This window comes from Chamaesiphon minutus PCC 6605 (assembly GCF_000317145.1).
Classification (GTDB): Bacteria; Cyanobacteriota; Cyanobacteriia; order Cyanobacteriales; family Chamaesiphonaceae; genus Chamaesiphon; species Chamaesiphon minutus.
Genome location: NC_019697.1, coordinates 3,600,894 through 3,623,714 on the forward strand (window position 1 = coordinate 3,600,894; position 22,821 = coordinate 3,623,714).

The window sequence follows — 22,821 nt, forward strand, 5'->3', positions numbered from 1 at the left end:
AGGCTTCAGTTGATGTACTCGGCTACTGGATCGCAAATCAGTCCTACCGATTTGATGTCTTCATATGCAGATGTGTTACTATCGATCGCTTTTGCAACAATTTGACGTAGATCATCTTTTTGATAAGCGGGTTCTACCTTTTTCTTCTTTGGTTGAGGTTGTTGTTTGACTAATGCTGAAGTATGTCCAGTAGATCCTACCAAAGAAAGTTTATAAGCTTGTTTGACCAGAACACTAATATCTGCTTCAGCTTTATTATTCGTTATTACCTGCTCTGCACATTCTTTTGCTACATGAGGAGAGACATCTAATTCGAGTAATTCTGCAATTGTCGCTCTTAACAGATTAGAATCAATTTTATGATCCTGTAGCTGTTTATTTTTTCTCAGTGTTAATTCATGGAGTTTCTTCAGACATTTCTGCTCATATGCCAAAATGTCTAGTGGTGCAATATCTTTGTACCGTAACATTTCCTCCTTATCATTATTCCTTATCGCTGCTAGCATTGGCTTCAACAAGTGTAATCCGTCATTTGCGACTTGCCTAATCAAATCTACAGAAATAGCTTCATCACCATCTAAAGCAATACTTCGACATTGAACCATTCTAAATAATTTAATTGCAATATCAATTATACCTTGAGTTTCATCATAGAAAGCTTCTTCTAGTGCCGTCGATAGCTCTACCTTCTTTCTTGTCCATTGATATTTCCATAAGTTTTCAACAAATAAGTCCCATTCATCATCATCTTTCTGCATTCGATCCCAAATGACGCTACCTTCGCCTGTGCCTCTTCTAGCATTACGAAAATTACCCTGAAAGATCGGTAATGCCTCATTCGTTCCAACTTTAATGACTGGTACACCGATGATGTTATCCATCTTAACGAGGAAGTTTAATAAGTCATCCTTCCGTCTACGTGCATTTACTAGATTTTGCATTTCATCAATGACTAGCACTCCCAAGTGATGAGTGTTAGCAAGCTGTGCAACTTGAGCTAGCATCAAGTCTTCTGTATGATTACGGGAACTGAATTTTGTATGATAAGTTGTACCCAAGAGTTTATCTATTGCCATAAATATATCAGTACACAATCCCTTCAACGAACCAGCGTGAGGACAATCAACTTTTAGCCATACTATTTGATATGTACTTAATTTAGGATGAAAAATAACTTGATCGTAAAGTGAAAGTATTTTATGTAAGTTAGTTGATTTCCCCATGCCAGATGGCCCAATTAATGTCAACCCTGATGCAGAAGTTGGCTGACTGACATACCTTTCTAGTTCTCTACCACTAGAATTCTCAATCGCTCCATAAATTTGTCGAGATCTTAATGCAAAAGTAGGCTTTAATGGATTACGGGCGAGGTAGCCTCTTTTTATTAAAATGCTGATATTATTATTCAGCTCGATCGTTTTACCCTGGGGATCGAAGTAGCTTGACAGTCTAGCAACGCAATGAAATCGCTCTGATTTATTTAGACAAACTTCATCATCATTATATTCAGGTTCTTCATAGACAAGATCTATGAATTCTTCGTTATCGAATGTGGGTGGTAGTGCCTGAATTAATAAATTTTCATTATATTCTCTCAACTTTTGATCGATATATATAGCTTCAACACCCATATGTTTTCGATCGATATTTTGAGGAATTGTTATTTTGTCATCAGTTTTTTCCACGTTTATTCTTCTCTCTTTTTGCTCTTAGTAAATCAGTGTAGTTAGGTTTCAAGGATGGTTGCGGTGAAATTGAGCTAGATTTGTCTGGGTCTGTCTTCGATAAAATTTTACTACTGTCTTTTTCTTTAGGTGATAAGTCGAACGATTCTTCTTCACGGCGATTTTCTTTTTCAATACTTCTATTATCTCGAATTGCAGAAGTTCTTGCCAGTTTACTCATGGTAGGATCTTGAACAGCATTAGTCATATCAACTGCTCGATCGACAATCTTTTCAATTTCCTTATTCAAATCTATTGTTTGAGGTAGCTCACGATTGGCACTCTTTTGCCGTTGTAATTCCTCTTCAGCAAACAAGTACCCAACATCATAGAAGTTATGACTTTTATATTTCGAGTCTGGAGCGATTAGAATACATTGTGTAAAACTACGACCATCTTGCGCTGGGATATAAATATAATCAGTTTTTCGCGGATCGTAGGAAACTTCTAGTTTTTTTTCTGCTCTAGATAGAGATCCAGCTCTAGCATTAGACAGCCACATCTCTTTATCTGCTCGATCGCAAGTATAGTAAATACCTTTGAATTTAATTCCTTTCTCCGTGATGGTAGCATTTCCCCTCGGCATTAAATTGAGTTTAATAATATCGGGATCTAAAGTTCTAAGCCTACCTGAGCAATGGATAATTCCCCATTTCCATAATTGGGCAGGAATAGGTAACACTTCATCTGCGATCATTTCTACTGTTCTTGGATAATCCTTCAGCATATGTTGGTTATTATGATGCAGAATCATCCGAATGATAATTTGAGTGAATTGATCTAGATCGAGCTTACTGTCTAACCGATAATCACGGCCACCTCTTTGATTGAAGTCTATATCAACGGCTCCGGGTATAAAAGGTTTTACTTTTTCATTGATAATCCGAAAGCGTCTCTCTACAATACCTTTCCAATCTGGTCTGAATGGTGCTGCATTTTCAATCTTAATATTCAGATTTTGAGTTACTATATTTGCATTTTTGCTAATTAATTCACCACGATCTCCTAAAATAGCATCTGGCAAATGATGACAGGGCCAGTCATCTTCCGAAATATCGATTCCATACTGTCGGCAGTATTCAACCTTATCCATAGCCATATTAGCTAGAGCCATCATCATCCCCAACCAAGATGGCCCCTCTAGTCCAACATAGACTCCAGTAATCATCCGACTAAAAACATCAATCACAACATAAATTACTGGTCTGCCAATAATCCATTTGCGGTTGTAACTGGAGACGAGGTAGACATCTCCCACTGTTGCATCTACTTGATAACGAGAACCAGGCCCAGTCACCTCTGCGGTTGAATTACCTGTGATCGGACGGTAATTTTGCAAATATTCTCTCTTTCCAATCCTTGTGCTTATCTTTTTCTCTACATTTTGACCATGCTCCAAATCATACCAATACTTAAATTGTACTAACGAGGGTATTCGATCTTGCATAGCAATCGAACCATGCAAGTCATCATAATTAGACAAGTCCTCTTCAGAATAGTATTCTTGGATCATTTTTTCATACGCTGCTACCAACGATCTTTTTTCAGATGTATGATAAAACTGAGAAATTGCCACTCGAAAGGTCATTTTTGTCTCTTCTGTGACATTAACCCCAATCCCTATTTCAGGATCGTTAGCATATTTTCTAGGTCTGCCCCTTTTTACATCTCCTGCTAACTTCTGCTTACCTTTTCCTCCCGAATTTTTATAATCCGGTAACAGTGCATTAATATTTTTACCTCTTTGCCAGTATCTCTTAAGATATTTGTAAACAGTCTTTTTAGTTAATTTACCCTCGACTTCACTTGAGCTTCTAGTTGTATTGTGATCTTCTATTAATTTGAGTACTAGAGATCCACGTTGATTTCGCTCGTATATGGGTGGTTCCTGAGTAACGATAGATGAAATGATTCTCCAAGCAGCGTCTCTTAGTATTTTATCCTTGGATGATAATTCTTCTTCTAATACTATCAAAACCCAAGGATCTTTTTTGATTATGATCGCAGCACTCGATTTAATACATGCTTCTATTTCATTGATAAATACTTGTCTAGGAAGTGATTTTTCTTCATAGATATTAATCAAAAATGCAACCTCATAACCTTCGTCAATCCATAGTATTCGATCGATCTGATTCTTTCCGTCTTCAGAGATCCACTCAACTAAGTTATTGACAAATAGATGAACTTGCATTGTGAATTATTCAAATGTTAACTTAGTTGAATTTGAGATCTTTTGTTGGGAAAAAAGTAAGTGATTTCTCCGTTAGCATGTCAACTGAGATCAATTTATTTGCCACAAGATACTTAAATAGGTAAAGTGATGTACCTAGCCCAACATTCATTTCTATATCCAAGTCATTAACAACTTTACCGACAGTAGTAGTATCTGTTTCTAGCTTCGATCTCAAAATTTTGATTATGTGATGAAGCTCTTCTTTATTAGCCTCTTTATTTCCTTCTAGTTTGTGGGATGAATGAATCCATTCAACATTTTTTATCATTAACTTGGGAATATCTTTTTCCGTGACTATTTTCCAGTCGATCTCTTTAATGGCATAGTAACGCCTTTCTAGTTCTAGTTTCATTGCTGTCCGCTTATTATTTAAACTCTTGGAAGGTTTAAACGTTCTTGCCTCATAAGTATTTTTCCCTTTATGAGTAACGGTCAACATGAAATCTGTGCTCAGGACATAAGGGGCACCACTTTTGGGATCTTTAGGGTATTCAACTCCCATGTCTTCTGCAATCTTGAAGCACAACTCTCGATCGAGTAATGGAAATTGCTCTCGAATATCAACAATCCGATCTGACCACTCGAATAAATAGAACAGTCTTGTCTCACCATCGGACATGAAATGATGCTCTCGACTAGTCTTCCAGCCTAAAACTCTTGATACACGTCCACTGGAAGAAAAATCTGAAACTTTGATCCATGGATTGTAGTCTCGACCGATACCATGTCCTCGACCTTCCTTCATATATCGGTCGAGTTTCTCTTCTGTCCAGTCTCTTTTGCTTCTGACCATATGAAAAATCTGCAAATGCTAAGTAAACACTCACAGACAATAGTATACAACTTTATTAGTCAGTATACAACTTTATTATTTAGTATACGACTTTATTGTGTTATCACAGTGTTATCACAATAACTAAACTAATTATTCAACAGTTACCGACTTGGCCAGGTTGCGAGGCTGATCTACATCTAATCCGCGCATTGCGGCAATATGATATGACATCAATTGCATCGGAATAACCGTCAAAACAGGCGATAACAATTCATCCACATCAGGTACGGGTAAAACCTTATCAAAAATCTCTGCTGCATCCTTGTCGCTAGCCGCAACTACCCCATACAAATGCGAATCTCGCGCCTTGGCTTCTTGAGCGTTAGAAACCGCTTTCTCATATACTTTCCCTGGCATCGTAATCGCAATTACGGGTACCTTAGCATCGAGTAATGCGATCGGGCCGTGTTTCATCTCGCCAGAGGGATAACCTTCGGCATGGATATAACTGATCTCTTTTAATTTTAAAGCACCTTCTAGGGCGATCGGGAAGTTGATGCCGCGACCGAGGAAGATCGCATCGTGAGTATCTAGGAAGCTATGGGAGAGTTCTTGGATATATTTTTCTTGGGTTTCGAGAATGACTTCGATTTGGGAGGGGAGGACTTTTAATCCGGTAATAATTTCGGATAGTCGATCGACTGTAATAGTCCCGCGACGATGGGCTAGGTCGAGCGAAAGGAAGTAGAATGCCATCAACTGCCCCATGAAGGTTTTGGTGGCGGCTACGCCGATTTCCATGCCTGCGTGGGTGTCGATTACACAGTCTACGACGCGGGTAATTGCACTGTCTGTCCGATTGGTGACGGCGAGGAGGCGGGAATGATATTTGGGTGCTTTATCTTTGCGGCGCGACTGTTCGATTTCGACTGCGGCGAGGGTATCGGCGGTTTCACCAGATTGGGTAATCCCGATGGTGAGGGTGTTGGGTGTCAGGGGTGGGGGAGAATAGCGAAATTCGGACGCATATTGAATTGCGGTGGGAAGTTGGGCGAGTTCTTCGAGTAAATATTTACCGATCATTCCGGCGTGGAGGCTAGTTCCACAGGCAACGATTTGGATATTTTCGAGATCTTTATAGATAGATTCGGGTAAGTCGAGTTTGAAGGGGGATTTGTTGCTACTAGGAGTCCAATCGAGATCCAGATAGGCTTCGAGACAGGTGCGCACGACGGCGGGTTGTTCGTAGATTTCCTTAGCCATAAAGTGGCGGAAACCTTGTTTTTCAACAGCGATCGGATTCCAGGTAATAGAATGAGGCGTGCGGCGGACTTTGGCACCATCAAAGGTATATACTTCGACCCCATCTCTGGTCAGTCTGGCCATTTCCCCATTTTCTAGGGGTAAAATCGTGCGAGTATATTGGACGATCGCGGGTGTATCGGAAGCACAAAAATACTCACCTTCACCGATACCGATAATCAACGGTGCTTGTTGTCTGGCAATTACCATTTCGTCAGGATAGTCTGCCGAAATTACCGCGATCGCAAATGCGCCAGATAATTTATGAACGGCTTGTTGGACTGCTAACATTAATGTTTCGGCACCGTCTTCAAAACATTGGCAAATCAGGTGGGGAATGACTTCGGTGTCGGTTTCCGATCGAAATTCATGCCCTTGTTTTTTTAATTCTTCGCGCAGTTCGCGGTAGTTTTCAATAATTCCATTTTGCACTACCGCCAACCGTCGCTTGGTATCGGTATGGGGGTGAGCGTTATATTCTTCTGGCTTGCCATGCGTCGCCCAGCGCGTATGTCCGATGCCAATGGGGGCAAGATTGCTAGCTACTTCGATTTTTTCGCGCAGGTTGTGCAGCTTACCTTTAGCACGAATGCAGTCTAAATTACCTTCAACAACGGTTGCTACTCCAGCAGAATCGTAACCTCTGTACTCTAGTTTTTCTAATCCTGAAACTAGAATGGATTGGGCTGGTTTATTGCCAATATAGCCAACAATTCCACACATAAAGTCTAATTCTCCCGCAACGGTTATCTATAGATTCGGTGTACGTATAGCAGTCTCTCTACTGTTGAGACTGGTTCCACTTTACTATTATAGTTACCCGATTTTCGATCGAATGTAACAAGGTGGGCAGAAATCTTTTGGATTGTGGATTGTGGATTGCGGATTGTGGATTTTAATTCCTTCGCTTCCCTATTGCCTATTTCCTATCCTCTTTCCCCACGGTTAGCGCATCTCAAAACCTATTGACAAGCGGATGTGCTTGGATGGGAAGTGGGAACAGCCGCAGATAAGACAGCAAGCATATAGCGGTCATTCATCGCGGTTCGCCGGGACTTTTGACGAATACTACGCCGAAAAGATGTCTCACGTTCTAAGGCATTAAGTGCAAGGCGACGTAACACGGCAAAATTCTGCGGACCGTGGAGAGAACGAATGCGAGATTTGTCCTCATCAAAGGTGACATCTAATGTCCAATGGACAGAATTCTCAATCCCCCAGTGCTGGCGAATCGCACTACCAATCCGGTTGGCATCGCTGAGAAGACTGGTTAGGTAAAATTGGACTTCATGAGTGGTCTTGTTCCAATACTGAGACTTGCGTACAACCATCACAACTGTTTGCAGTCCACTCCACTGGTCTTGTTGATACAGCAATGGTAGTTGTGAAACAGGGACAGTGTAAACTTTCCGGTTTTCAATCCGATGATGTCCTTTCTCCACCCGCTGACTAATACTGACATCTACGCCTTTAAACCCCTGTGATTGTGCTGTCTCAAACCAGCTTTTGACTTGTTGGTGTAGTGTTGGATGATTATCCTTAAGGCTTAACACATAATCGGCATTTGCTCCAGTAATCTTCGTCGCCATCGATTTCTGCGTGCCCATTGCATCGATAGTGATGATACAGCCTTGAATGTCTAGCAATTCTAATAATGCGGGAATCGCTGTGATTTCATTAGATTTAGCACTGACTTTTGTTTGTCCCAAGACCAATCGATGCTCACTCGCCCATGCACTCACCATGTGCAACGCTTTGACCCCAGATGCCCTGTCGTATGAACCTCTGTTGGTTTTACCATCAATGGCGACTACTTCCACTCCTAGTTGCTCAATTAGTGATTGCACCCACAGCCGAAAGCATTGCTCTAATTCTTTGGGATTGATTTTTTCAAATACTCTTCTAAATGTGTCGGCGCTGGGGATTCCGCCTGGTAGCTCTAGAAATGTACTTAACCACTCTTGCTTATTCACACCATACTCTTCCATATCCTCCCATCCTTTTGCTCCTGCGATTACTGCCAAGATGGCAATGGTGATAATGTCTTTGAGTAGATGTACTCTCGTCCTCTGGGTTCTGGGATCTTTAATATCTTGAAAGTATTGCCCAAACTTCTTTGTAATTTCTTGGCTGTCTAAATTCGTCGCTCCGACTGTTTCAGTTTTTTGCTTCTTCTTTTCTACTTGTGTCGGCATTACTTTCACTGTAATCGCTAGATGGACGCTCGTACCTACCCTAGCTCAGATCTTTCTCAAATAGAAGCCCTCAGCAGCAATCCCTTTGTCAATAGGGTTTGAGGTGCGCTAGCCGTGCCTCTTTCCCCCTTTCCCCTTTCCCCTTTCTCCTAAAGCCTAAAGCCTAAAGCCTATCCCCCTAGTGACTAGTGACCAAAGGCACCACAACGAACCCTCAGTCTCCAGTCACTATCGGGAACTAGTATGCTAGACCCATGCTGCGAGTGGTTTCCGCGCCTAAATAAACGCGGATACTCAGGAAATCTGTAGGGCAAGCGGTTTCGCACCGTTTGCAACCAACACAATCCTCGGTGCGGGGTGAAGACGCAATTTGTTGAGCCTTGCAACCATCCCAGGGTACCATCTCTAATACGTCTGTAGGACAAGCCCGAACGCATTGAGTACAGCCAATACAAGTGTCGTAAATTTTGACGCTATGAGACATATAATCGTCCTCCCAACGATAAAGCTTTAGCGATGCTAAAACTAAGAATCAAGGCTTAGTTTACCGCAGCCACAGAGGCTAGTTCTCAAAAAGGCTACATAAGTTAAAGGTTTTTAACTTTTGGCTGCTTGGCGGTTGGTTGCACGGGAGTTATTATGGGCGATCGGTTAAGTTCGCTTGAGATAGTTTAAAATTAGAGTCTCAAGCTCATTATGGAGATCTAATGACGGAACTAGCGTCAATGCCTACTGAGGTAATTTTGACCCAATCGCGCGAAGTACTAACTAAAATTTATCTGGATTGGACGCCACAACCAGGTAATTATCTCGATCTCGATGGCAAGACCTATGCCGTGCTAGAACGTCGTCACCGCTATCATTTACAATCCGGTCGCTATAAGTTACACAAAGTTGCTCTATACGTCCAATCGGCGACTCGTCCTGAAGAACAGAGTCTCATCGACGGCCAATGGGTTATTGGCGATGCTACTTGTAAGTATAATGCTCGATCGATTCTGATTCGCTGTGCGATTCATCCGACCGGGCCATGTGAGGGCTGTCGGTTTCGGGAGTAGGGGATAGGCTTTAGGTTTTAGGGAAAAGGGTATTTATAAATTTAGATGTATTCCAAGCTTAAAAGGGTCTGTTTAATATTCAGTTAAACAAACCCTTGCTGTAATTTAGCTAACATCTAAAGCCTAATATTTAAAGCCTATTTTACGCGCCCTGGAGGACTTGAACCCCCGACATTCGGTTTTGGAGACCGACGTTCTACCAACTGAACTAAAAGCGCATGGATGAAAAGGAAACGACCTTCCTGACCCTGTAGATTAGTATAGTACGAAACTAAAGTTTATGGCCAGGATACTCGGAAAAATCTGATAATTATTCCAAGGGACGATCGAACCGCTGTTTGACGCGAGTTGCTTTACCGACGCGCTCGCGAAGATAAAACAGTTTCGCACGACGGACTTTACCGCGACGAATTACTTTGACGCTATCAATTTTGGGGGAGTGCAACAGGAATACCCGTTCCACGCCGATACCTTGAAAGACACGACGGACAGTAATAGTTTCATTAATGCCACCATTACGAGTAGCAATAATAATGCCTTCGTAGGGTTGCACCCGTTCTTTGTTACCTTCTTGAATTTTTACGCCCACACGGACGGTGTCGCCCACGTGAAGGGTAGGCAGATCGGATTTTAGATACTCCGCTTCGATCGAGCGAATAATTTCCTGAGCTTTCATGTGGTTTGAAAAAATTCACAGACTCTTATCATAGCAGACCAGTGTGAATTTGTCTAAAATAATTTTAGATAGATTCGCTCGGGCCGACAATCTAGCTAGATCGGCGATAAGTAGCAGGCAAGTTCTCTACTATTAGCTGAACATAGCTCGATTCTAAAGCTACTTTATGCCATTATCGAATCTAGACTGCTAACATAATACTCACTACCTAGCCCTCTTCAATCTTATGCCTCTAGATAGCCTGTTTTCGACCCAAGGTATCATGGTGATGCTGTTGGCAGCCTACGCTGGGGCGATGTGGCTGTTTTTGAGTAGTGCCCCCAAGGTGTATACGGTGATGGTGTCGGATCTCCAGATCGCGCAAGATTTATACGAAGGACTATTAAATCTGAAGATCGCGCAAGTGCCGTTGCACTATTACTACGATTACGAGCAAACGATCGGGACGGCGGGTATCGATCCGATGTATTTAGCCGCACCGATGGGTCGTGCTAGCGTTCGCAGTATGAAGGGTTCGGAAGGGTTGTGGTATCAACTCAAGAAAAATGCCCAACTGCATGTGATTACTGGCTCTAGCTTGGGTGACAAAAATCGGCAGCGACACGTTTGTTTCGATCGCGAATGTCTGGAGCAGCTTTTGATGCGGATTCAAACCCGTGGTGTCAAGCATAAGATTCGCAGTGAGAAACCGTTAAACTTTTTGGTTAAGGATTACGAGGGTCGGACGATCGAATTATCGGAAGCTGCTAACTAATAACATTTTGGATTTTGAATTGAATTAAATCGGGGTATTCATAAAATCGACAGTTTGCGCGATTACTGACTCATCCCGTAAAATTCGGCGGTGTCCCAAACCAGAAGTTTCAATCAACCGTGCAGTCGCCCAAATTTGCGAAACATGGAGACTTTCCTCAAATGCAACTTCTCGATCGCGACGATCGTGAAATAATATGGCTGGGATGGAAAGATTTCGGACAGTTCGTTGGCGTAGCCTCTCTTTGGAGAATCGATGTCTAATCTGTGCCAAACATCGTGCCCGAATTGTGCTTCAAATAGGTGTCCTAAGGCTGTGACTACCTCTGTCGAAAGTCTCGATCTTTTGGCAAACAGCGTCAGAGCATTTCAAATGGAATGGTAAAAGATGTCGCCTGTGCCAAATGAACCCGCTCTGGTTCGGAGAGTGCTGGTTTGGGTGGCGTCAGAAATTGTTTTAAGGCTTGCCGAGCCTCATTTGCGACTTGCGGTGTAAATATGTCGTCGAAGGATTCTGTCAAAGCTGTGGCTCCTTGAAGAAGGTACCGATCTCAGTCATCCTCAGCATTGAGGATCTACGAGCATAGCTCGTTGTTATCTATGCTAGCTCATGCAAAATTTAGCGATCGAGCGCAGAAGCTTGTACTCGGTCGATTTCTTCTGCGATCGTACCAGCTAAGCCAAGATTATTGCACAGCCAGATGGCGACTCGCCAAAGATAATAAATCGCCATGAAAACCATAGGAAATGCTTAGTTTCTGCCCAGATGCAGAAGAAGCATCCTTGGAGCCTAGTTAATACTCACCTTTTATAACAAAAGCTCTCAATCAGAAAACTTCGAGCCAATCGGGACAGGCCGCCTGAAACTAAATAGCAAGTCTTTCGGTGTCATAATAGGCAATGTGGAGTTGTCAGCAAAGGAGAATCAGCATGAGTAGCCAATCGCCAATCCCTGTCGTCGTCAATGGTGCGGGGGGGAAAATGGGGCTAGAAGTCATTAAAGCAGTGGCTAATGCCCAAGATATGGTGCTGCTGGGCGCGATCGATCGCAATCCCAAAATTCAGGGTGAGGATATCGGCGAACTCGCAGGCTGTGGAGCCTTAGAAGTGCCCGTAATGAACGATATCCAAGCAATCCTAGCAATGGCATCGCAAGAAAAACAAACCGCCGTGATGGTCGATTTTACCCATCCTGACAGTATCTATGAAAACGTGCGAACGGCGATCGCCTATGGCGTGCGTCCGGTTGTTGGGACTACCGGATTGAGTCCCCAACAAATTCAGGAATTAGCCGACTTTGCCGATAAAGCTAGTACTGGCTGTCTGATTATCCCCAACTTCTCGATCGGGGTAATCTTAATGCAGCAAGCCGCCATTCAAGCTGCCAAATTTTTCGAGCACGTCGAAATTATCGAACTCCACCACAATCAAAAAGCTGATGCCCCTAGCGGTACCGCAATCCAAACCGCGCAACTGCTAGGCGAACTCGGCAAGACATTCAATCCTCCGAGCGTCACTGAATCTGAAAAAATTAGTGGGGCTAGAGGTTGCATCGCTGATGAAAATATTCGCATCCATAGCGTCCGACTTCCCGGCTACATCGCCCATCAAGAAATTATCTTCGGCGCACCTGGCGAGATCTACTTACTTCGCCACGATACCACCAATCGATCGTGCTATATGCCTGGAGTCCTCCTCGCTATTCGCAAGATTTTAGGACTAAAATCGCTAGTATATGGATTGGAAAAGATATTGTAGTATTTTTGGATTAGGTCGAAAGATTCGGCTGGCGGGAACTGCCCACCCTAATTCTACTCATTGACGTACTCCCCGCGATAAATGGACGGGGTTTTCAGCATGTTTCCTGTAGGGAGCGGCACTCCTTTGGCACAGATTGCCTGAATCCGTATGCTACGATTTCCCATCCCATCTGCCGAAAACCATCATCCGCGATCGCACAATTAGGATTGGCAAATTCACCATATTTATCTTTGAGGATATAGACTTTCATATTGATACTCAATAAATCGAATAATCTTTAGAGCCAGTTATCTGTGCCCATCTCGATGCTAATAACCGTGCGTAATCTGGCGGAAATAAACCATAAGCACCGATCGAATAACCATCATTGACTTCGATGAGTAATGTTTCGCCTTTATCTGTCACGCCAAAATCTGCTGCATATCCGGCGGGTGCAGAAGTATAAGCCGCGATCGCCTTTTCGATTACTTGCGGATCGAAATGTACCCGCCAATCGCCAGCATAAGATTTTACGCCGAGGATTTCGCCATAACGAACGAAACATCGCCATTCTGCTAAAAACTTAACTGACTCCGAACACCAAATTTCGGTATCCTCAAATTCATCGCCACAACTAATTAAATCTTTAGGACTGCTAAGTAGTCTACCCTTAAATTTTTTTGGTGAAGTTACTGGCTTGATGAAAACGCCCCATAATTCTGGATGTTTAGCAATATAATTAATCCGCGATTGCCACACCTTGCGTCCTAAAAAATCTGCTAATTCATCTGGATAATTAACTGCATCTGGCAAGGTAAGTTTCAGCTTGAGTAATGCCGTCTGAACGGTTTCAATAAATCCGACTACCACATCATCTGGCATTAAATCTGGTAGCAGAGGGTTATCTGACTGTCTAAATGGCACGATCTCCCATCCCATCTGTCGGAAACCATCATACGCGATCGCACAATTAGGATTGGCAAATTCACCATATTTATCTTTGAGGATATAGACTTTCATATTGATACTCAATAAATAGAATAATCTTTAGAGCCAGTTATCTGTGCCCATCTCGATGCTAATAACCGTGCGTAATCTGGCGGAAATAAACCATAGGCACCGATCGAATAACCATCATTGACTTCGATTAGTAACGTTTCGCCTTTATCTGTCACGCCAAAATCTGCTGCATATCCGGCGGGTGCAGAAGTATAAGCCGCGATCGCTTTTTCGATTACTTGCGGATCGAAATGTACCCGCCAATCGCCAGCATAAAATTTTACGCCGAGGATTTCGCCATAACGAACGAAACATCGCCATTCTGCTAAAAACTTGACTGGCTCCGAACACCAAATCTCGGTATCTTCAAATTCATCGCCACAACTAATCAAATCTTTAGGACTGCGAACTACTCGTCCTGTAAATTTTTTAGTTGACGTTGTTGGCTTAATAAAAATGTTCCAAATCTCTGGATGTTTGGCAATGTAATTAATCCGCGATTTCCAAATTTTTCTACCCAGAAAAACTGTCAATTCATCGGGATAATTAATCTCTACAGGGACTTCAATCCCTAACCGAACGAATGCGGCTTTGACATCTTCAATATATCCTACCACAACGTCTTCTTGCGTTAGATCGTCCAGATGAGTATTGTCTTGCCTACTAAAAGTGACGATTTCCCAGCCCATTTTCCGAAAGCCATCATAAGCAACAGCAAAGTTGACACTAGCAAATTCGCCATCTTTATTTTGAATGATGTAGACTTTCATGTTAGTAGTCTCCGGTATAAATTTGGTTACTATTTTGGCGGGGAGCGGCGGCTCGCGTATCTGCTAACGCAGAGGCTATGCCTACGGCAGGCTCCGCCAACGCCAACGTCGGGTTTCCCGACGGTTTGCGGATGCAACCACGCGGAGGTTCCCTCCGCATGTGTTGCACCAAGCAAGCGAGACAAGACAGGGAGCGGGGAGCGGGGAGTTGAGAGTTTAAAATAGTAACCTAAATTGCTTTGCCTAGTTTTAGTTACAATTTTTGTTTAGTTTGAAAGCTTAGATCGAGAATCTTTGCCAATTCAATTCTCGATCGGAATTATAATTCCACCGCAATAAATTTGCATCTCGACCGATATAACTACTAGATTGCCCAATTGCTTGGCGTGGCGCACTAGTCGCTAGCGCGATCGCGTCATCAATATCGCAAACGCCCCATTTTACTAAGTTTTGAACGCCGACTAACAGCGATCGAGTCGTGCCAGAAAGCGTTCCATCTGGTAATCTGGCCGTACCATTAATGACTTCGATTTCGCGATCGTCCCAAGGATATTTACCGTCGGGTAAACCCAATGGAGATAAAGCATCGCTAACTAAAAATAATCCCTCGCTATATCTACCCGCTCGTACCAGTACCTTTAACATCGCTGGATGAACGTGCTGTCCGTCGGCGATAAATCCGCATTGGACGTGAGGTTGAGTCAATGCAGCACCCAGCAAACCTGGCTCTCGATGGCCTAATCCTGGCATTGCATTAAAAGCATGAGTCACCATCGATGCGCCGCCAGCAAATGCCAGCTCAGCCTGCTCGAAAGTTGCCACTGAGTGTCCCAAACTGACAATAATACCTAAAGATTTCAGATAAGGGATAACCGAGTCTGTCCGATCTAATTCTGGCGCAAGGGTGATTACTTTCACAACACCAGTGTATTTACCTAGAACATCTGTAATAAATTTAATGTTTAATGGAAGTAAGTAAGCTTCTGGATGTGCGCCCCGTTTTTGAGGATTGAGAAATGGCCCCTCGAGGTGAACGCCCAGTACTTGCGCGGTATCGGGACGCTGCTGCGCCATGAATTTGGTAAATACAGCCAGCGAGCGATGGATATTCTCGATCGAAGTCGTGACGATCGTTGGTAAAAATCCATCTACTCCCTGTTCCCACAGAAAATCACAGATCCGATCCAGTCGCTCTAGATCTCTGATTTGCACGTCGGGAAATGCTAATCCCAGCGCGCCATTAATTTGCAGATCGACACCACCGAGCGAAATCCGATCGCCTGCGACATCGATAATCTGTAGATCGAGATTCACAAATCGATCGATTGACACAATCTTTCGATCGCGAATGGCGATCTCTTGCAATCCGGCGTATCCAGGTACTCGTGCATTGGCAATTTTGTAGTTTTTCATTGTGTCAACCTGTCGCTGTAAGCTTTGGGGATCGGTCGATCGTCAATATACACAATTTGTATCTTATTTGACTATTTATCGATCTAGTCCGCTGTTTAATTAAATACATCACAAAGTGCTGAATCCAGCTCAATAAATTTCTCGACACAATCGGCAGATAGCAGTATAGTTAAGCTCAATATGAGCCAACCGCTCTAATGACTGTCGTTCATCCTTCAATACACAGTTTATTCGACTTGTCAATCGAAAAAAGAGATAAGTATTTATGGTTTCAAAAATAAGCGTAACCCAACAGCGTAGATCTACCGACAAAGGCGTCGAGCGTCTACTGAGAAGGCTATTGGCGATTAATTGGTATAGACAACTATCAGTAACTTGGCGTAGTTGCTTGCCAATTGGTATAGCAATTATCGTGTTCTGGAATGTTGCAGCCGTAGCACAGAACGCACCGCCAGATGCAATTAAAATGGCGGGAGAACTCAAAGTCAATCTCGATACGGCTTGGGTGACGATCGCCGCCATGCTCGTCATCTTTATGAATGCTGGTTTCTGCATGTTAGAAACTGGATTTTGCCGTGAGAAAAATGCTGTTAATGTCTTGGCAAAAAACCTGATCGTGTTCGCGCTCTCCAGCGTTGCTTTTTGGGTAATTGGATTCGGCTTGATGTTTAGCGAAGGCAACAACTTCATCGGTACCGATGGTTTCTTCCTCATGGGCGCGGACAACAGCCCTGCAACTGGCGATGCTTACAAGGGGGCATTTACCCCGCTTAATTGGACGGGAGTACCTTTAAGTACTAAATACTTTTTCCAGTTAGCCTTTGCGGGTACGGCAGCCACGATCGTTTCTGGAGCAGTTGCCGAACGGATTAAATTTGTCTCCTTCCTAGTGTTTAGCTTGTTGTTAGTCGGTCTCGTTTATCCGCTTACCGGACACTGGATCTGGGGCGGTGGTTGGTTGGCCGACTTGGGCTTCTATGATTTTGCTGGTTCCACTGTCGTTCACGCCGTCGGCGGTTGGGCTGCTCTAGTTGGAGCGTGGATACTTGGGGCGAGACTTGGTAAATACAATAGTGATGGTAGTGCCAATGCTATCCCAGGTCACAATATGAGTATTGCGACCCTCGGCTGCTTGATTTTGTGGTTGGGATGGTTTGGATTCAACCCTGGCTCGACAATGGGCGTCTCGGCAGCGATCGGACATATTGCCGTAACGACTAATACTGCTGGTGCTTTCGGTGGGATTGCCGCCACAGTCGTCGCTTGGGTCGTACTCGGTAAACCAGATCTATCGATGATTATCAACGGAGTTTTGGCAGGACTGGTGGCTGTAACTGCTTCCTGTGCTTGGATTAGCGTGCCCTCAGCCGCAATTATTGGTACTGTGGGTGGGATCTTAGTTGTGTTTGCAGTTAGCTTCTTCGATAAAATCAAAATCGACGACCCTGTCGGTGCAACTTCCGTGCATTTAGTCAATGGCGTTTGGGGTACTCTCGCTGTCGGTTTATTCAGTCAGGGCGATGCTTACGGCGTTACTCCCGCACCGAAACTTGGTCTCTTTTTTAATGGCAGTTTCGAGCAATTAGGTTATCAATTAGTTGGAACCTTGGCAGTTGGTGTAGTGACAGTCGTTCTGTGCTTTGTCTTCTGGGCGATTCTGAAAGCGACCTTGGGAATTAGGGTTACTCAGGAAGAAGAATTCCAAGGACTGGACATCAGCGAACACGGAATGGAGGCATATCCAGGCTCATCACTCGGTGGTTCTGACTACAGTAAAGAGATTCACTCTGGGCGTAAGTCTAGTCGTGATAGTGCAGAATATCCAGAGGTGAGTGGCAATCTCTAGGATCTACGCTTAACGACTAACTTTAGAACTTAAGTTAAATTAAAAGACTAGGCTGGTATACAGCCTAGTCTTTTAATTTAATAGACCTCCCGCACAAGTCAGGAGAGATAATTATCAATTATCAATTATTAATTCTTGAAGCTCGCCAATACAATATGATGCTCGTAGCTTTGAGTAACTATCTATCGATCGATCGATTCTTAACTATGACATCTCCCCTTATTGGCATCATCATGGGCAGCGATTCAGATTTACCAACGATGAAAGCCGCTATCGAAATCTGCGAACAATTTGAGATTTCCCATGAAGTCGCGATTGTCTCCGCGCATCGCACCCCCGATCGAATGGTAGAATATGCCCAAACAGCATACCAACGAGGCTTGAAAGTAATTATTGCTGGTGCGGGTGGTGCAGCTCATTTACCAGGAATGGTAGCTGCTTTGACCCCATTACCAGTAATTGGCGTTCCCATTTGCACCAAGACATTACAAGGAGTTGATTCACTCTACTCGATCGTGCAAATGCCCGCAGGCATCCCCGTGGCGACAGTCGCGATCGGCAATGCGACCAACGCTGGACTACTCGCCGTCCAAATCCTGGCTACTCACGATCCAGAATTATCCGCCCAAGTCCAATCTTATCGACGGAGTCTCAAAGAAATGGTCTTCGACAAGCAAGCTAGGTTAGAAGCGGTCGGCCATCACAATTATTTTGGAGCCTAATCGACTCATCAATACTAAATTGAAAAGTCGATCGGTGTCAGTGCGATATGTTCTCAAATTCATATAGTGGAACATTTTGAGCGAGTGACAGAGATCGCAGGCACTCTAGTTTATCGGGAATACATTTTGATGTGAAGCATTAAATACCCCGATAAGCAGTTTCCACATCGCATGTTTGACACTCAAAATACCGCTCAAAACGTCTTGCTTGGCTCTGGCGTCCAATCTTTTGGTGGATCTGTTGCTAACCTTGATGGACTAGACTACTACAAGCTCCAAGTTAATAATCGCTCCAATGTGAGCATGAGTCTGTCAGGACTCGGCGGCGATGTCAATCTTTTTTTATTAGATAGTGCCTCCAGACAATTAGCAGCTTCAAGTGCTACTGGCATTCGATCGGAGTTAATTAAAACCACACTCGATGCTGGAACCTACTTTGTTAAAGTTCAGCAAGCTACGTCTACAACTAGCTCGCCATATCAAATTACTTTTTCTAACGATCCGCTGTTTAGCACTGCCAATAGCACGCCGCAAAGTCTCATTATTAATGGTGTGAGAACTAGCTATGCGGCTAATTCTACCCTCACACTCTCTACCAGTTATGTATCGGATAGCGATGGCTGGCAGGATGTTAGTAAAGTAGATTTTTGGTTGACAGATAGATCGAATAATCGGATTGAATTAGCTGATGTCGATACTTTTACCTCTCATAACGCCGCATCAGCGAAGTTTGGTTATTCGACTAGTTTAAGCCAATTAGGATTGGCAGTTGGAGCATATCAGTTAAATGCGGTAGCATACGATCGGGCTGGAGTGGCTAGCAATAAATTCACATCGAGTGCTTTTAATGTTATCAATAGCGCGGCGCAAAATTTAAGTATTAGTGGTATCCAATCTAATTATGATTCCACTTCGACACTGACGATCGCTCCGAGTTTTGTAAGCGACAGTAATGGTTGGCAAGATGTTGCTAAAGTAGATTTTTGGTTGACTGACTCTGGTAATAGACGGGTAGAGTTAGCTGATGTTACTAGTTTTACTGGTAATGGCCTGACTTCTGCTCGATTCGGCTATTCTACTAGTTTGCTTGGATTAGCCTCTGGTGCGTATAAGTTAAATGCAGTTGCGATCGATAAAGCTAACGCCAAGAGTAGCACCTTTACATCGAGTACTTTTAATATCGCCAATAGCAAGTCTCAAGACTTAGAAATTAATGGCGTTCTTGCTAGCTATAATGTTGACGACAAGCTAACTCTAGGTACCAGCTATGTGTCGGATAATAATGGCTGGCGAGATGTTAGCAAAGTAGATTTTTGGTTGACCGATAGATCGAATAATCGGATTGAATTAGCTGATGTTACTAGTTTCTCATCTAATAATCTCACCTCGGCTAAGTTTGGTTATTCTACCACTTTGACTGGATTGGTAGTTGGTAACTATAACTTAAATGCAGTGGCTTATGACAAGGCTGGTGTCGCTAGCAGCCAAGTTATGCGGTCTTTTAGCTTGACTAATGCTGCTCCAAAAACTCTGACACTAAACGGTATTAATGCTAGCTATGATGCTAATTCGACAATAACGCTCGCTCCGAGTTTTGTATCCGATAGTAATGGTTGGCAAGATGTTAATAATGTCGATTTCTGGTTGACAGATTCTAAAGGCAAACGGATCGAACTAGCTGACGTTACTAGTTTTACCAGCAATAGTCTGACTACTGCTAAATTTGACTATGCTGCCAATCTGAGTCAGTTAGGTTTGACTACTGGTAACTATAACTTGAATGCGATCGCGTATGACAAGTCAGGAGGGGTTAGCAGTCGATCGGTGAAATCTTTTGCGGTCAATAATACCGCACCAACAACTCTGACAGTTAACGGTGTTAAATCCAGCTACGATCTCAATTCAACACTGACTATCGATCCGAGTTTTGTCACAGATAATAACGGTTGGCAGGATGTTGGTAAAGTAGATTTCTGGTTGACTGACTCCCTCAATCGACGGATTGAATTAGCCGATGTTACTAGTTTTACCTCAGATACTGCGATCGCTGCTAAATTTGGATATTCGACTAGTTTAGCTGGATTGGCAGCAGGTAATTATAGTTTAAATGCTGTTGCTTACGATCGAGTGGGAGTAGCTAGCAATACATATGCCAAATCTCTGAATTTGGTAAATAGCGCGCCCCAAACTGTGACTCTTAATGGTCTCAAATCTGTCTATAGCAAGTCTTCTATTCTGGAACTCGCATCTAGCTATGTATCGGATATTAACGGCTGGCAAGACGTTAATAAAGTAGATTTTTGGTTGACCGATAGCAAGAATAATCGGATTGAATTGGCTGATGTGACTAGCTTTACTGCCAATGGTACTAATTTAGCTAAGTTTGATTACTCAACTAGTTTGAGTGCTTTAGGATTGGCGGCTGGTGACTATAATTTAAATGCCGTTGCTTATGACAAAACTGGGGCAGCTAGCACTAGAGTCTCGCAGCTATTTAATCTTTCTGCGACGCTAGACTGGTTCGATCTCAATCTCAAAGATGTGGGTGTCGTTGGTTTAGCTCGGAGCAAAGCTGCTGACGGACAACTCGATCGTAACGATCTGTTGTCGATTTTCCGCGATGTGCAAGATGGTAGTGTCGTCGATACTTCTGAGCTAACCGATCTCAAGAGTTTGATGGCTACTACTACGCCATTTTCGATCTCCGATCCCGTTCGCTACTTATCTAATAAGTTAGTCACAGATGCCTACGCCAATATCAATACCACCAACTTCGAGGCGAGTCTGGGTAAATGGTTCTTAGGTACCGTCGCACCAACACCAACATTTACCAGTAGCGGTAAAACCACAAATTTCATCTATACACGGTTCCAAGGGCCTTTATTTGGCACTAATACCAGCGCGCGGATCGGTGGCATCGATCAACGAAGTTTTGGAAATTGCGTACTCCTGGCAGCATTGGGTGCCACATTCGCACCGCAATCTAATGATGCGGGGAATAGTATTAGCAAAACCATTAATGACATGTTGCTCGATAATGGTGACAATACCTATACCGTTCGGTTCTTTACTCAAGATCTCAAAGCTGAATGGGTGACTGTCGATAATCGCCTCGCGACTACCGATGGTAAAAATCTATTTGGCACTAGTAACAAAGACGGTTTGTGGGCACCAATTATTGAAAAAGCTTGCGCTCAGTGGCGAGAATTTAATGAGGGTTCTAGCACCAGAACCGGATGGGATATTATCGGCAATGGCGATTATCTAGACGATGGACTCCAGCGCGTTACGGGACGTGCTGCTCGCAACTACTATACAGGCGGGGGTAGCTGGGATTTCAGCTTTAATTTAATTAAAGACTCTCTTTCTGCTGGTAAGGCAATTCTGTCAGCAGGCGTTCCCTCTGTAAATGGGCTAAATCTGATTAGCGGCCATGCTTATACCGTTACCAATGCCTATATTAGCAATACTGGCGAGCAACGCGTTGTAGTTCGCAATCCTTGGGGTATTGACTATGCTTGGAGTGGGGCTGCCGATGGTAACAATGATGGATTTCTCGATCTCTCATACGACCAATTCCGCACTTTCGGCTATATTACGATCGCTTAATTAATCTCAATTTTTAAGCAAAAATTCTCGAAGATCCCCTTAATTATCTCTGACAATGGGGATCTTCGGAATATTTCTCTCCATTGATAAGTGCTATTACCAAAATATTCAATCTAACAAATCTTCCAAGCTATAGATCTACTGAAGATACTACCTTGACTTCCGATCTATGGTGAAAGACTAGTATTCCCTAATTCCCTATCTAAAATAATGAGCAAACTTATCACTCAAGAAATTGCGATCGTCATTGCCGTTCCAGTTGAAAATCCGACAATACTGAATGAAGTTTTTCTCAAGCAGACAGGAATTATCCCGATCGATTGGCAGTTAGAACGCGAGCCAGTTTATAGCGATCGCGTTGCCCAAATTATGTTTACTAATGGCTTGAGTATCGTCGCTCAACCCGATCGACTGATGTTCCTTGAAATGGTCGGCGATAAATCGATCGAAACACTACGTGCTGGCGAAGTCGCCCAAAAATATGTGTCTATACTGAAAATGGCCGACTATCGCTCTGTTGGTATCAACTTCCGCAGCTATGCCCCACAAAATAGTCCAGATTCCGCAACAGAATATATCAATAATAAATTACTCACTACTGGCAATTGGCAGCAATACGGTACCGAGAAAATGCGTGCATCCATCAATCTCAATTACGATTTAGGCGATCGACAATTAAACCTGTCGATCGATGCCGCTACAATTCAATTTCCTACTCCTCTAACTCATCCCGCCGTTATTTTTTCTGGCACATTTAGTTATGATACTACCGCACATTCTGGAGATAGAGTAGATAAAATATTTACGATCCTTGGCAAGTGGCAACAAGAATTAAATGAATTTAGTTCTTTTATTTCCGAGCGATTACTTTTTGAAAATAGTGACATTCAAGAAAGCATTAAATCTGTAATTAATGACATTAAAATAGTCGATGCACCCGCACTCCCACCACTTTTATTAACTTATAATTAGATCTAAAAAATTGCATCGAGGTCGGGAGTCA

General features: G+C 43.2%; 21 protein-coding genes and 1 tRNA gene. 7 read left to right on the forward strand and 15 right to left on the reverse strand.

What is annotated here, in order from left to right; translation table 11 throughout:
• Window positions 1-5: 5 nt before the first annotated feature.
• The 6 genes from CHA6605_RS16540 to psaC form a co-directional block, all read right to left on the reverse strand.
• Window positions 6-1,685 carry an ATP-binding protein gene (locus CHA6605_RS16540; protein ID WP_198288356.1) on the reverse strand — a complete coding sequence of 560 codons (1,680 nt, stop codon included), beginning with the start codon at window positions 1,683-1,685 and terminating at the stop codon, window positions 6-8.
• Window positions 1,672-3,918: a Mu transposase C-terminal domain-containing protein gene (locus CHA6605_RS16545; protein WP_015160553.1), complete on the reverse strand. Its 2,247-nt coding sequence runs from the start codon at window positions 3,916-3,918 to the stop codon at window positions 1,672-1,674. The genes CHA6605_RS16540 and CHA6605_RS16545 overlap by 14 nt, the downstream gene beginning before the upstream one ends.
• A 22-nt stretch (window positions 3,919-3,940) precedes the next feature.
• The gene (locus CHA6605_RS16550; RefSeq protein WP_015160554.1) at window positions 3,941-4,753 is read right to left on the reverse strand and encodes a heteromeric transposase endonuclease subunit TnsA; all 813 of its coding nucleotides are present in this window, start codon (window positions 4,751-4,753) and stop codon (window positions 3,941-3,943) included.
• 132 nt (window positions 4,754-4,885) lie between these two features.
• Complete coding sequence (glmS, locus tag CHA6605_RS16555) at window positions 4,886-6,760, reverse strand: glutamine--fructose-6-phosphate transaminase (isomerizing) (RefSeq protein WP_015160555.1); 1,875 nt, start codon at window positions 6,758-6,760, stop codon at window positions 4,886-4,888.
• 239 nt (window positions 6,761-6,999) lie between these two features.
• A complete protein-coding gene (locus tag CHA6605_RS16560; RefSeq protein ID WP_015159932.1) occupies window positions 7,000-8,232 on the reverse strand; it encodes an ISAs1 family transposase in 1,233 nt (410 codons plus the stop codon).
• 238 nt (window positions 8,233-8,470) lie between these two features.
• Complete coding sequence (gene psaC / locus CHA6605_RS33035; protein ID WP_015160556.1) at window positions 8,471-8,716, reverse strand: photosystem I iron-sulfur center protein PsaC; 246 nt, start codon at window positions 8,714-8,716, stop codon at window positions 8,471-8,473.
• A gap of 223 nt (window positions 8,717-8,939) precedes the next feature.
• Here psaC and CHA6605_RS16565 point away from each other — a divergent pair, with 223 nt between their 5' ends.
• Window positions 8,940-9,290 (forward strand): DUF6464 family protein, encoded by a 351-nt coding sequence (locus CHA6605_RS16565; protein WP_015160557.1) that lies wholly within the window; start codon window positions 8,940-8,942, stop codon window positions 9,288-9,290.
• 145 nt (window positions 9,291-9,435) lie between these two features.
• On the opposite strand, the gene CHA6605_RS16570 is transcribed toward CHA6605_RS16565, so the two are convergent.
• A tRNA-Trp gene (locus CHA6605_RS16570) sits at window positions 9,436-9,508 on the reverse strand.
• A gap of 92 nt (window positions 9,509-9,600) precedes the next feature.
• Complete coding sequence (rplS, locus tag CHA6605_RS16575) at window positions 9,601-9,966, reverse strand: 50S ribosomal protein L19 (RefSeq protein WP_015160558.1); 366 nt, start codon at window positions 9,964-9,966, stop codon at window positions 9,601-9,603.
• Window positions 9,967-10,192: 226 nt separating this feature from the next.
• Here rplS and CHA6605_RS16580 point away from each other — a divergent pair, with 226 nt between their 5' ends.
• Window positions 10,193-10,720 (forward strand): hypothetical protein, encoded by a 528-nt coding sequence (locus CHA6605_RS16580; protein WP_015160559.1) that lies wholly within the window; start codon window positions 10,193-10,195, stop codon window positions 10,718-10,720.
• Between the two features lie 24 nt (window positions 10,721-10,744).
• Here CHA6605_RS16580 and CHA6605_RS16585 read toward each other — a convergent pair whose 3' ends face one another.
• Together CHA6605_RS16585 and CHA6605_RS34260 are read right to left on the reverse strand one after the other, a co-directional pair.
• Window positions 10,745-10,993, reverse strand: coding sequence for a hypothetical protein (locus tag CHA6605_RS16585; protein WP_051038907.1), 249 nt, complete (start codon window positions 10,991-10,993; stop codon window positions 10,745-10,747).
• A gap of 85 nt (window positions 10,994-11,078) precedes the next feature.
• Window positions 11,079-11,240 carry a hypothetical protein gene (locus CHA6605_RS34260; RefSeq protein ID WP_157260014.1) on the reverse strand — a complete coding sequence of 54 codons (162 nt, stop codon included), beginning with the start codon at window positions 11,238-11,240 and terminating at the stop codon, window positions 11,079-11,081.
• Between the two features lie 409 nt (window positions 11,241-11,649).
• Between CHA6605_RS34260 and dapB the strand changes: the two genes are divergently transcribed.
• Complete coding sequence (gene dapB / locus CHA6605_RS16590) at window positions 11,650-12,477, forward strand: 4-hydroxy-tetrahydrodipicolinate reductase (RefSeq protein WP_015160561.1); 828 nt, start codon at window positions 11,650-11,652, stop codon at window positions 12,475-12,477.
• Window positions 12,478-12,571: 94 nt separating this feature from the next.
• Here the strand turns inward: dapB and CHA6605_RS34265 are convergent, their stop codons facing one another.
• The 5 genes from CHA6605_RS34265 to nagA all read right to left on the reverse strand — a co-directional run bounded on the left by CHA6605_RS34265 (window position 12,572) and on the right by nagA (window position 15,641).
• Complete coding sequence (locus CHA6605_RS34265) at window positions 12,572-12,730, reverse strand: hypothetical protein (protein WP_015160562.1); 159 nt, start codon at window positions 12,728-12,730, stop codon at window positions 12,572-12,574.
• 8 nt (window positions 12,731-12,738) lie between these two features.
• Window positions 12,739-13,479: an ATP-grasp domain-containing protein gene (locus tag CHA6605_RS16595; protein WP_015160563.1), complete on the reverse strand. Its 741-nt coding sequence runs from the start codon at window positions 13,477-13,479 to the stop codon at window positions 12,739-12,741.
• 8 nt (window positions 13,480-13,487) lie between these two features.
• Window positions 13,488-14,228, reverse strand: coding sequence for an ATP-grasp domain-containing protein (locus tag CHA6605_RS16600; RefSeq protein WP_015160564.1), 741 nt, complete (start codon window positions 14,226-14,228; stop codon window positions 13,488-13,490).
• Between the two features lies 1 nt (window position 14,229).
• On the reverse strand, window positions 14,230-14,388 hold the full coding sequence (locus CHA6605_RS34270) for a hypothetical protein (RefSeq protein ID WP_157260015.1): 159 nt from the start codon (window positions 14,386-14,388) through the stop codon (window positions 14,230-14,232).
• 119 nt (window positions 14,389-14,507) lie between these two features.
• On the reverse strand, window positions 14,508-15,641 hold the full coding sequence (nagA, locus tag CHA6605_RS16605) for an N-acetylglucosamine-6-phosphate deacetylase (protein ID WP_015160565.1): 1,134 nt from the start codon (window positions 15,639-15,641) through the stop codon (window positions 14,508-14,510).
• 265 nt (window positions 15,642-15,906) lie between these two features.
• On the opposite strand from nagA, the gene CHA6605_RS16610 reads away from it, so the two are divergent.
• The 4 genes from CHA6605_RS16610 to CHA6605_RS16625 all read left to right on the forward strand — a co-directional run bounded on the left by CHA6605_RS16610 (window position 15,907) and on the right by CHA6605_RS16625 (window position 22,790).
• Window positions 15,907-17,487, forward strand: coding sequence for an ammonium transporter (locus CHA6605_RS16610; protein WP_015160566.1), 1,581 nt, complete (start codon window positions 15,907-15,909; stop codon window positions 17,485-17,487).
• Window positions 17,488-17,693: 206 nt separating this feature from the next.
• A complete protein-coding gene (gene purE, locus CHA6605_RS16615) occupies window positions 17,694-18,209 on the forward strand; it encodes a 5-(carboxyamino)imidazole ribonucleotide mutase (RefSeq protein ID WP_041549543.1) in 516 nt (171 codons plus the stop codon).
• A 171-nt stretch (window positions 18,210-18,380) separates the two neighbouring features.
• The gene (locus CHA6605_RS16620) at window positions 18,381-21,818 is read left to right on the forward strand and encodes a C2 family cysteine protease (RefSeq protein ID WP_015160568.1); all 3,438 of its coding nucleotides are present in this window, start codon (window positions 18,381-18,383) and stop codon (window positions 21,816-21,818) included.
• 210 nt (window positions 21,819-22,028) lie between these two features.
• Window positions 22,029-22,790: a hypothetical protein gene (locus CHA6605_RS16625; protein ID WP_015160569.1), complete on the forward strand. Its 762-nt coding sequence runs from the start codon at window positions 22,029-22,031 to the stop codon at window positions 22,788-22,790.
• The last annotated feature ends 31 nt before the right edge of the window (window positions 22,791-22,821 follow it).

What these genes read in the sequence shown, in the direction of transcription:
- CHA6605_RS16560 (WP_015159932.1), bottom strand. Translation starts at nt 8,232, where the DNA reads ATGCCGACACAAGTAGAAAAGAAGAAGCAAAAAACTGAAACAGTCGGA.
- nagA (WP_015160565.1), bottom strand. Translation starts at nt 15,641, where the DNA reads ATGAAAAACTACAAAATTGCCAATGCACGAGTACCTGGATACGCCGGA.
- CHA6605_RS16580 (WP_015160559.1), top strand. Translation starts at nt 10,193, where the DNA reads ATGCCTCTAGATAGCCTGTTTTCGACCCAAGGTATCATGGTGATGCTG.
- psaC (WP_015160556.1), bottom strand. Translation starts at nt 8,716, where the DNA reads ATGTCTCATAGCGTCAAAATTTACGACACTTGTATTGGCTGTACTCAA.
- CHA6605_RS16545 (WP_015160553.1), bottom strand. Translation starts at nt 3,918, where the DNA reads ATGCAAGTTCATCTATTTGTCAATAACTTAGTTGAGTGGATCTCTGAA.
- CHA6605_RS16610 (WP_015160566.1), top strand. Translation starts at nt 15,907, where the DNA reads ATGGTTTCAAAAATAAGCGTAACCCAACAGCGTAGATCTACCGACAAA.
- rplS (WP_015160558.1), bottom strand. Translation starts at nt 9,966, where the DNA reads ATGAAAGCTCAGGAAATTATTCGCTCGATCGAAGCGGAGTATCTAAAA.
- CHA6605_RS16600 (WP_015160564.1), bottom strand. Translation starts at nt 14,228, where the DNA reads ATGAAAGTCTACATCATTCAAAATAAAGATGGCGAATTTGCTAGTGTC.
- dapB (WP_015160561.1), top strand. Translation starts at nt 11,650, where the DNA reads ATGAGTAGCCAATCGCCAATCCCTGTCGTCGTCAATGGTGCGGGGGGG.
- CHA6605_RS16550 (WP_015160554.1), bottom strand. Translation starts at nt 4,753, where the DNA reads ATGGTCAGAAGCAAAAGAGACTGGACAGAAGAGAAACTCGACCGATAT.
- CHA6605_RS34270 (WP_157260015.1), bottom strand. Translation starts at nt 14,388, where the DNA reads ATGCGGAGGGAACCTCCGCGTGGTTGCATCCGCAAACCGTCGGGAAAC.
- CHA6605_RS34265 (WP_015160562.1), bottom strand. Translation starts at nt 12,730, where the DNA reads ATGAAAGTCTATATCCTCAAAGATAAATATGGTGAATTTGCCAATCCT.
- purE (WP_041549543.1), top strand. Translation starts at nt 17,694, where the DNA reads ATGACATCTCCCCTTATTGGCATCATCATGGGCAGCGATTCAGATTTA.
- CHA6605_RS16620 (WP_015160568.1), top strand. Translation starts at nt 18,381, where the DNA reads ATGTTTGACACTCAAAATACCGCTCAAAACGTCTTGCTTGGCTCTGGC.
- CHA6605_RS16625 (WP_015160569.1), top strand. Translation starts at nt 22,029, where the DNA reads ATGAGCAAACTTATCACTCAAGAAATTGCGATCGTCATTGCCGTTCCA.
- CHA6605_RS16565 (WP_015160557.1), top strand. Translation starts at nt 8,940, where the DNA reads ATGACGGAACTAGCGTCAATGCCTACTGAGGTAATTTTGACCCAATCG.
- CHA6605_RS16595 (WP_015160563.1), bottom strand. Translation starts at nt 13,479, where the DNA reads ATGAAAGTCTATATCCTCAAAGATAAATATGGTGAATTTGCCAATCCT.
- glmS (WP_015160555.1), bottom strand. Translation starts at nt 6,760, where the DNA reads ATGTGTGGAATTGTTGGCTATATTGGCAATAAACCAGCCCAATCCATT.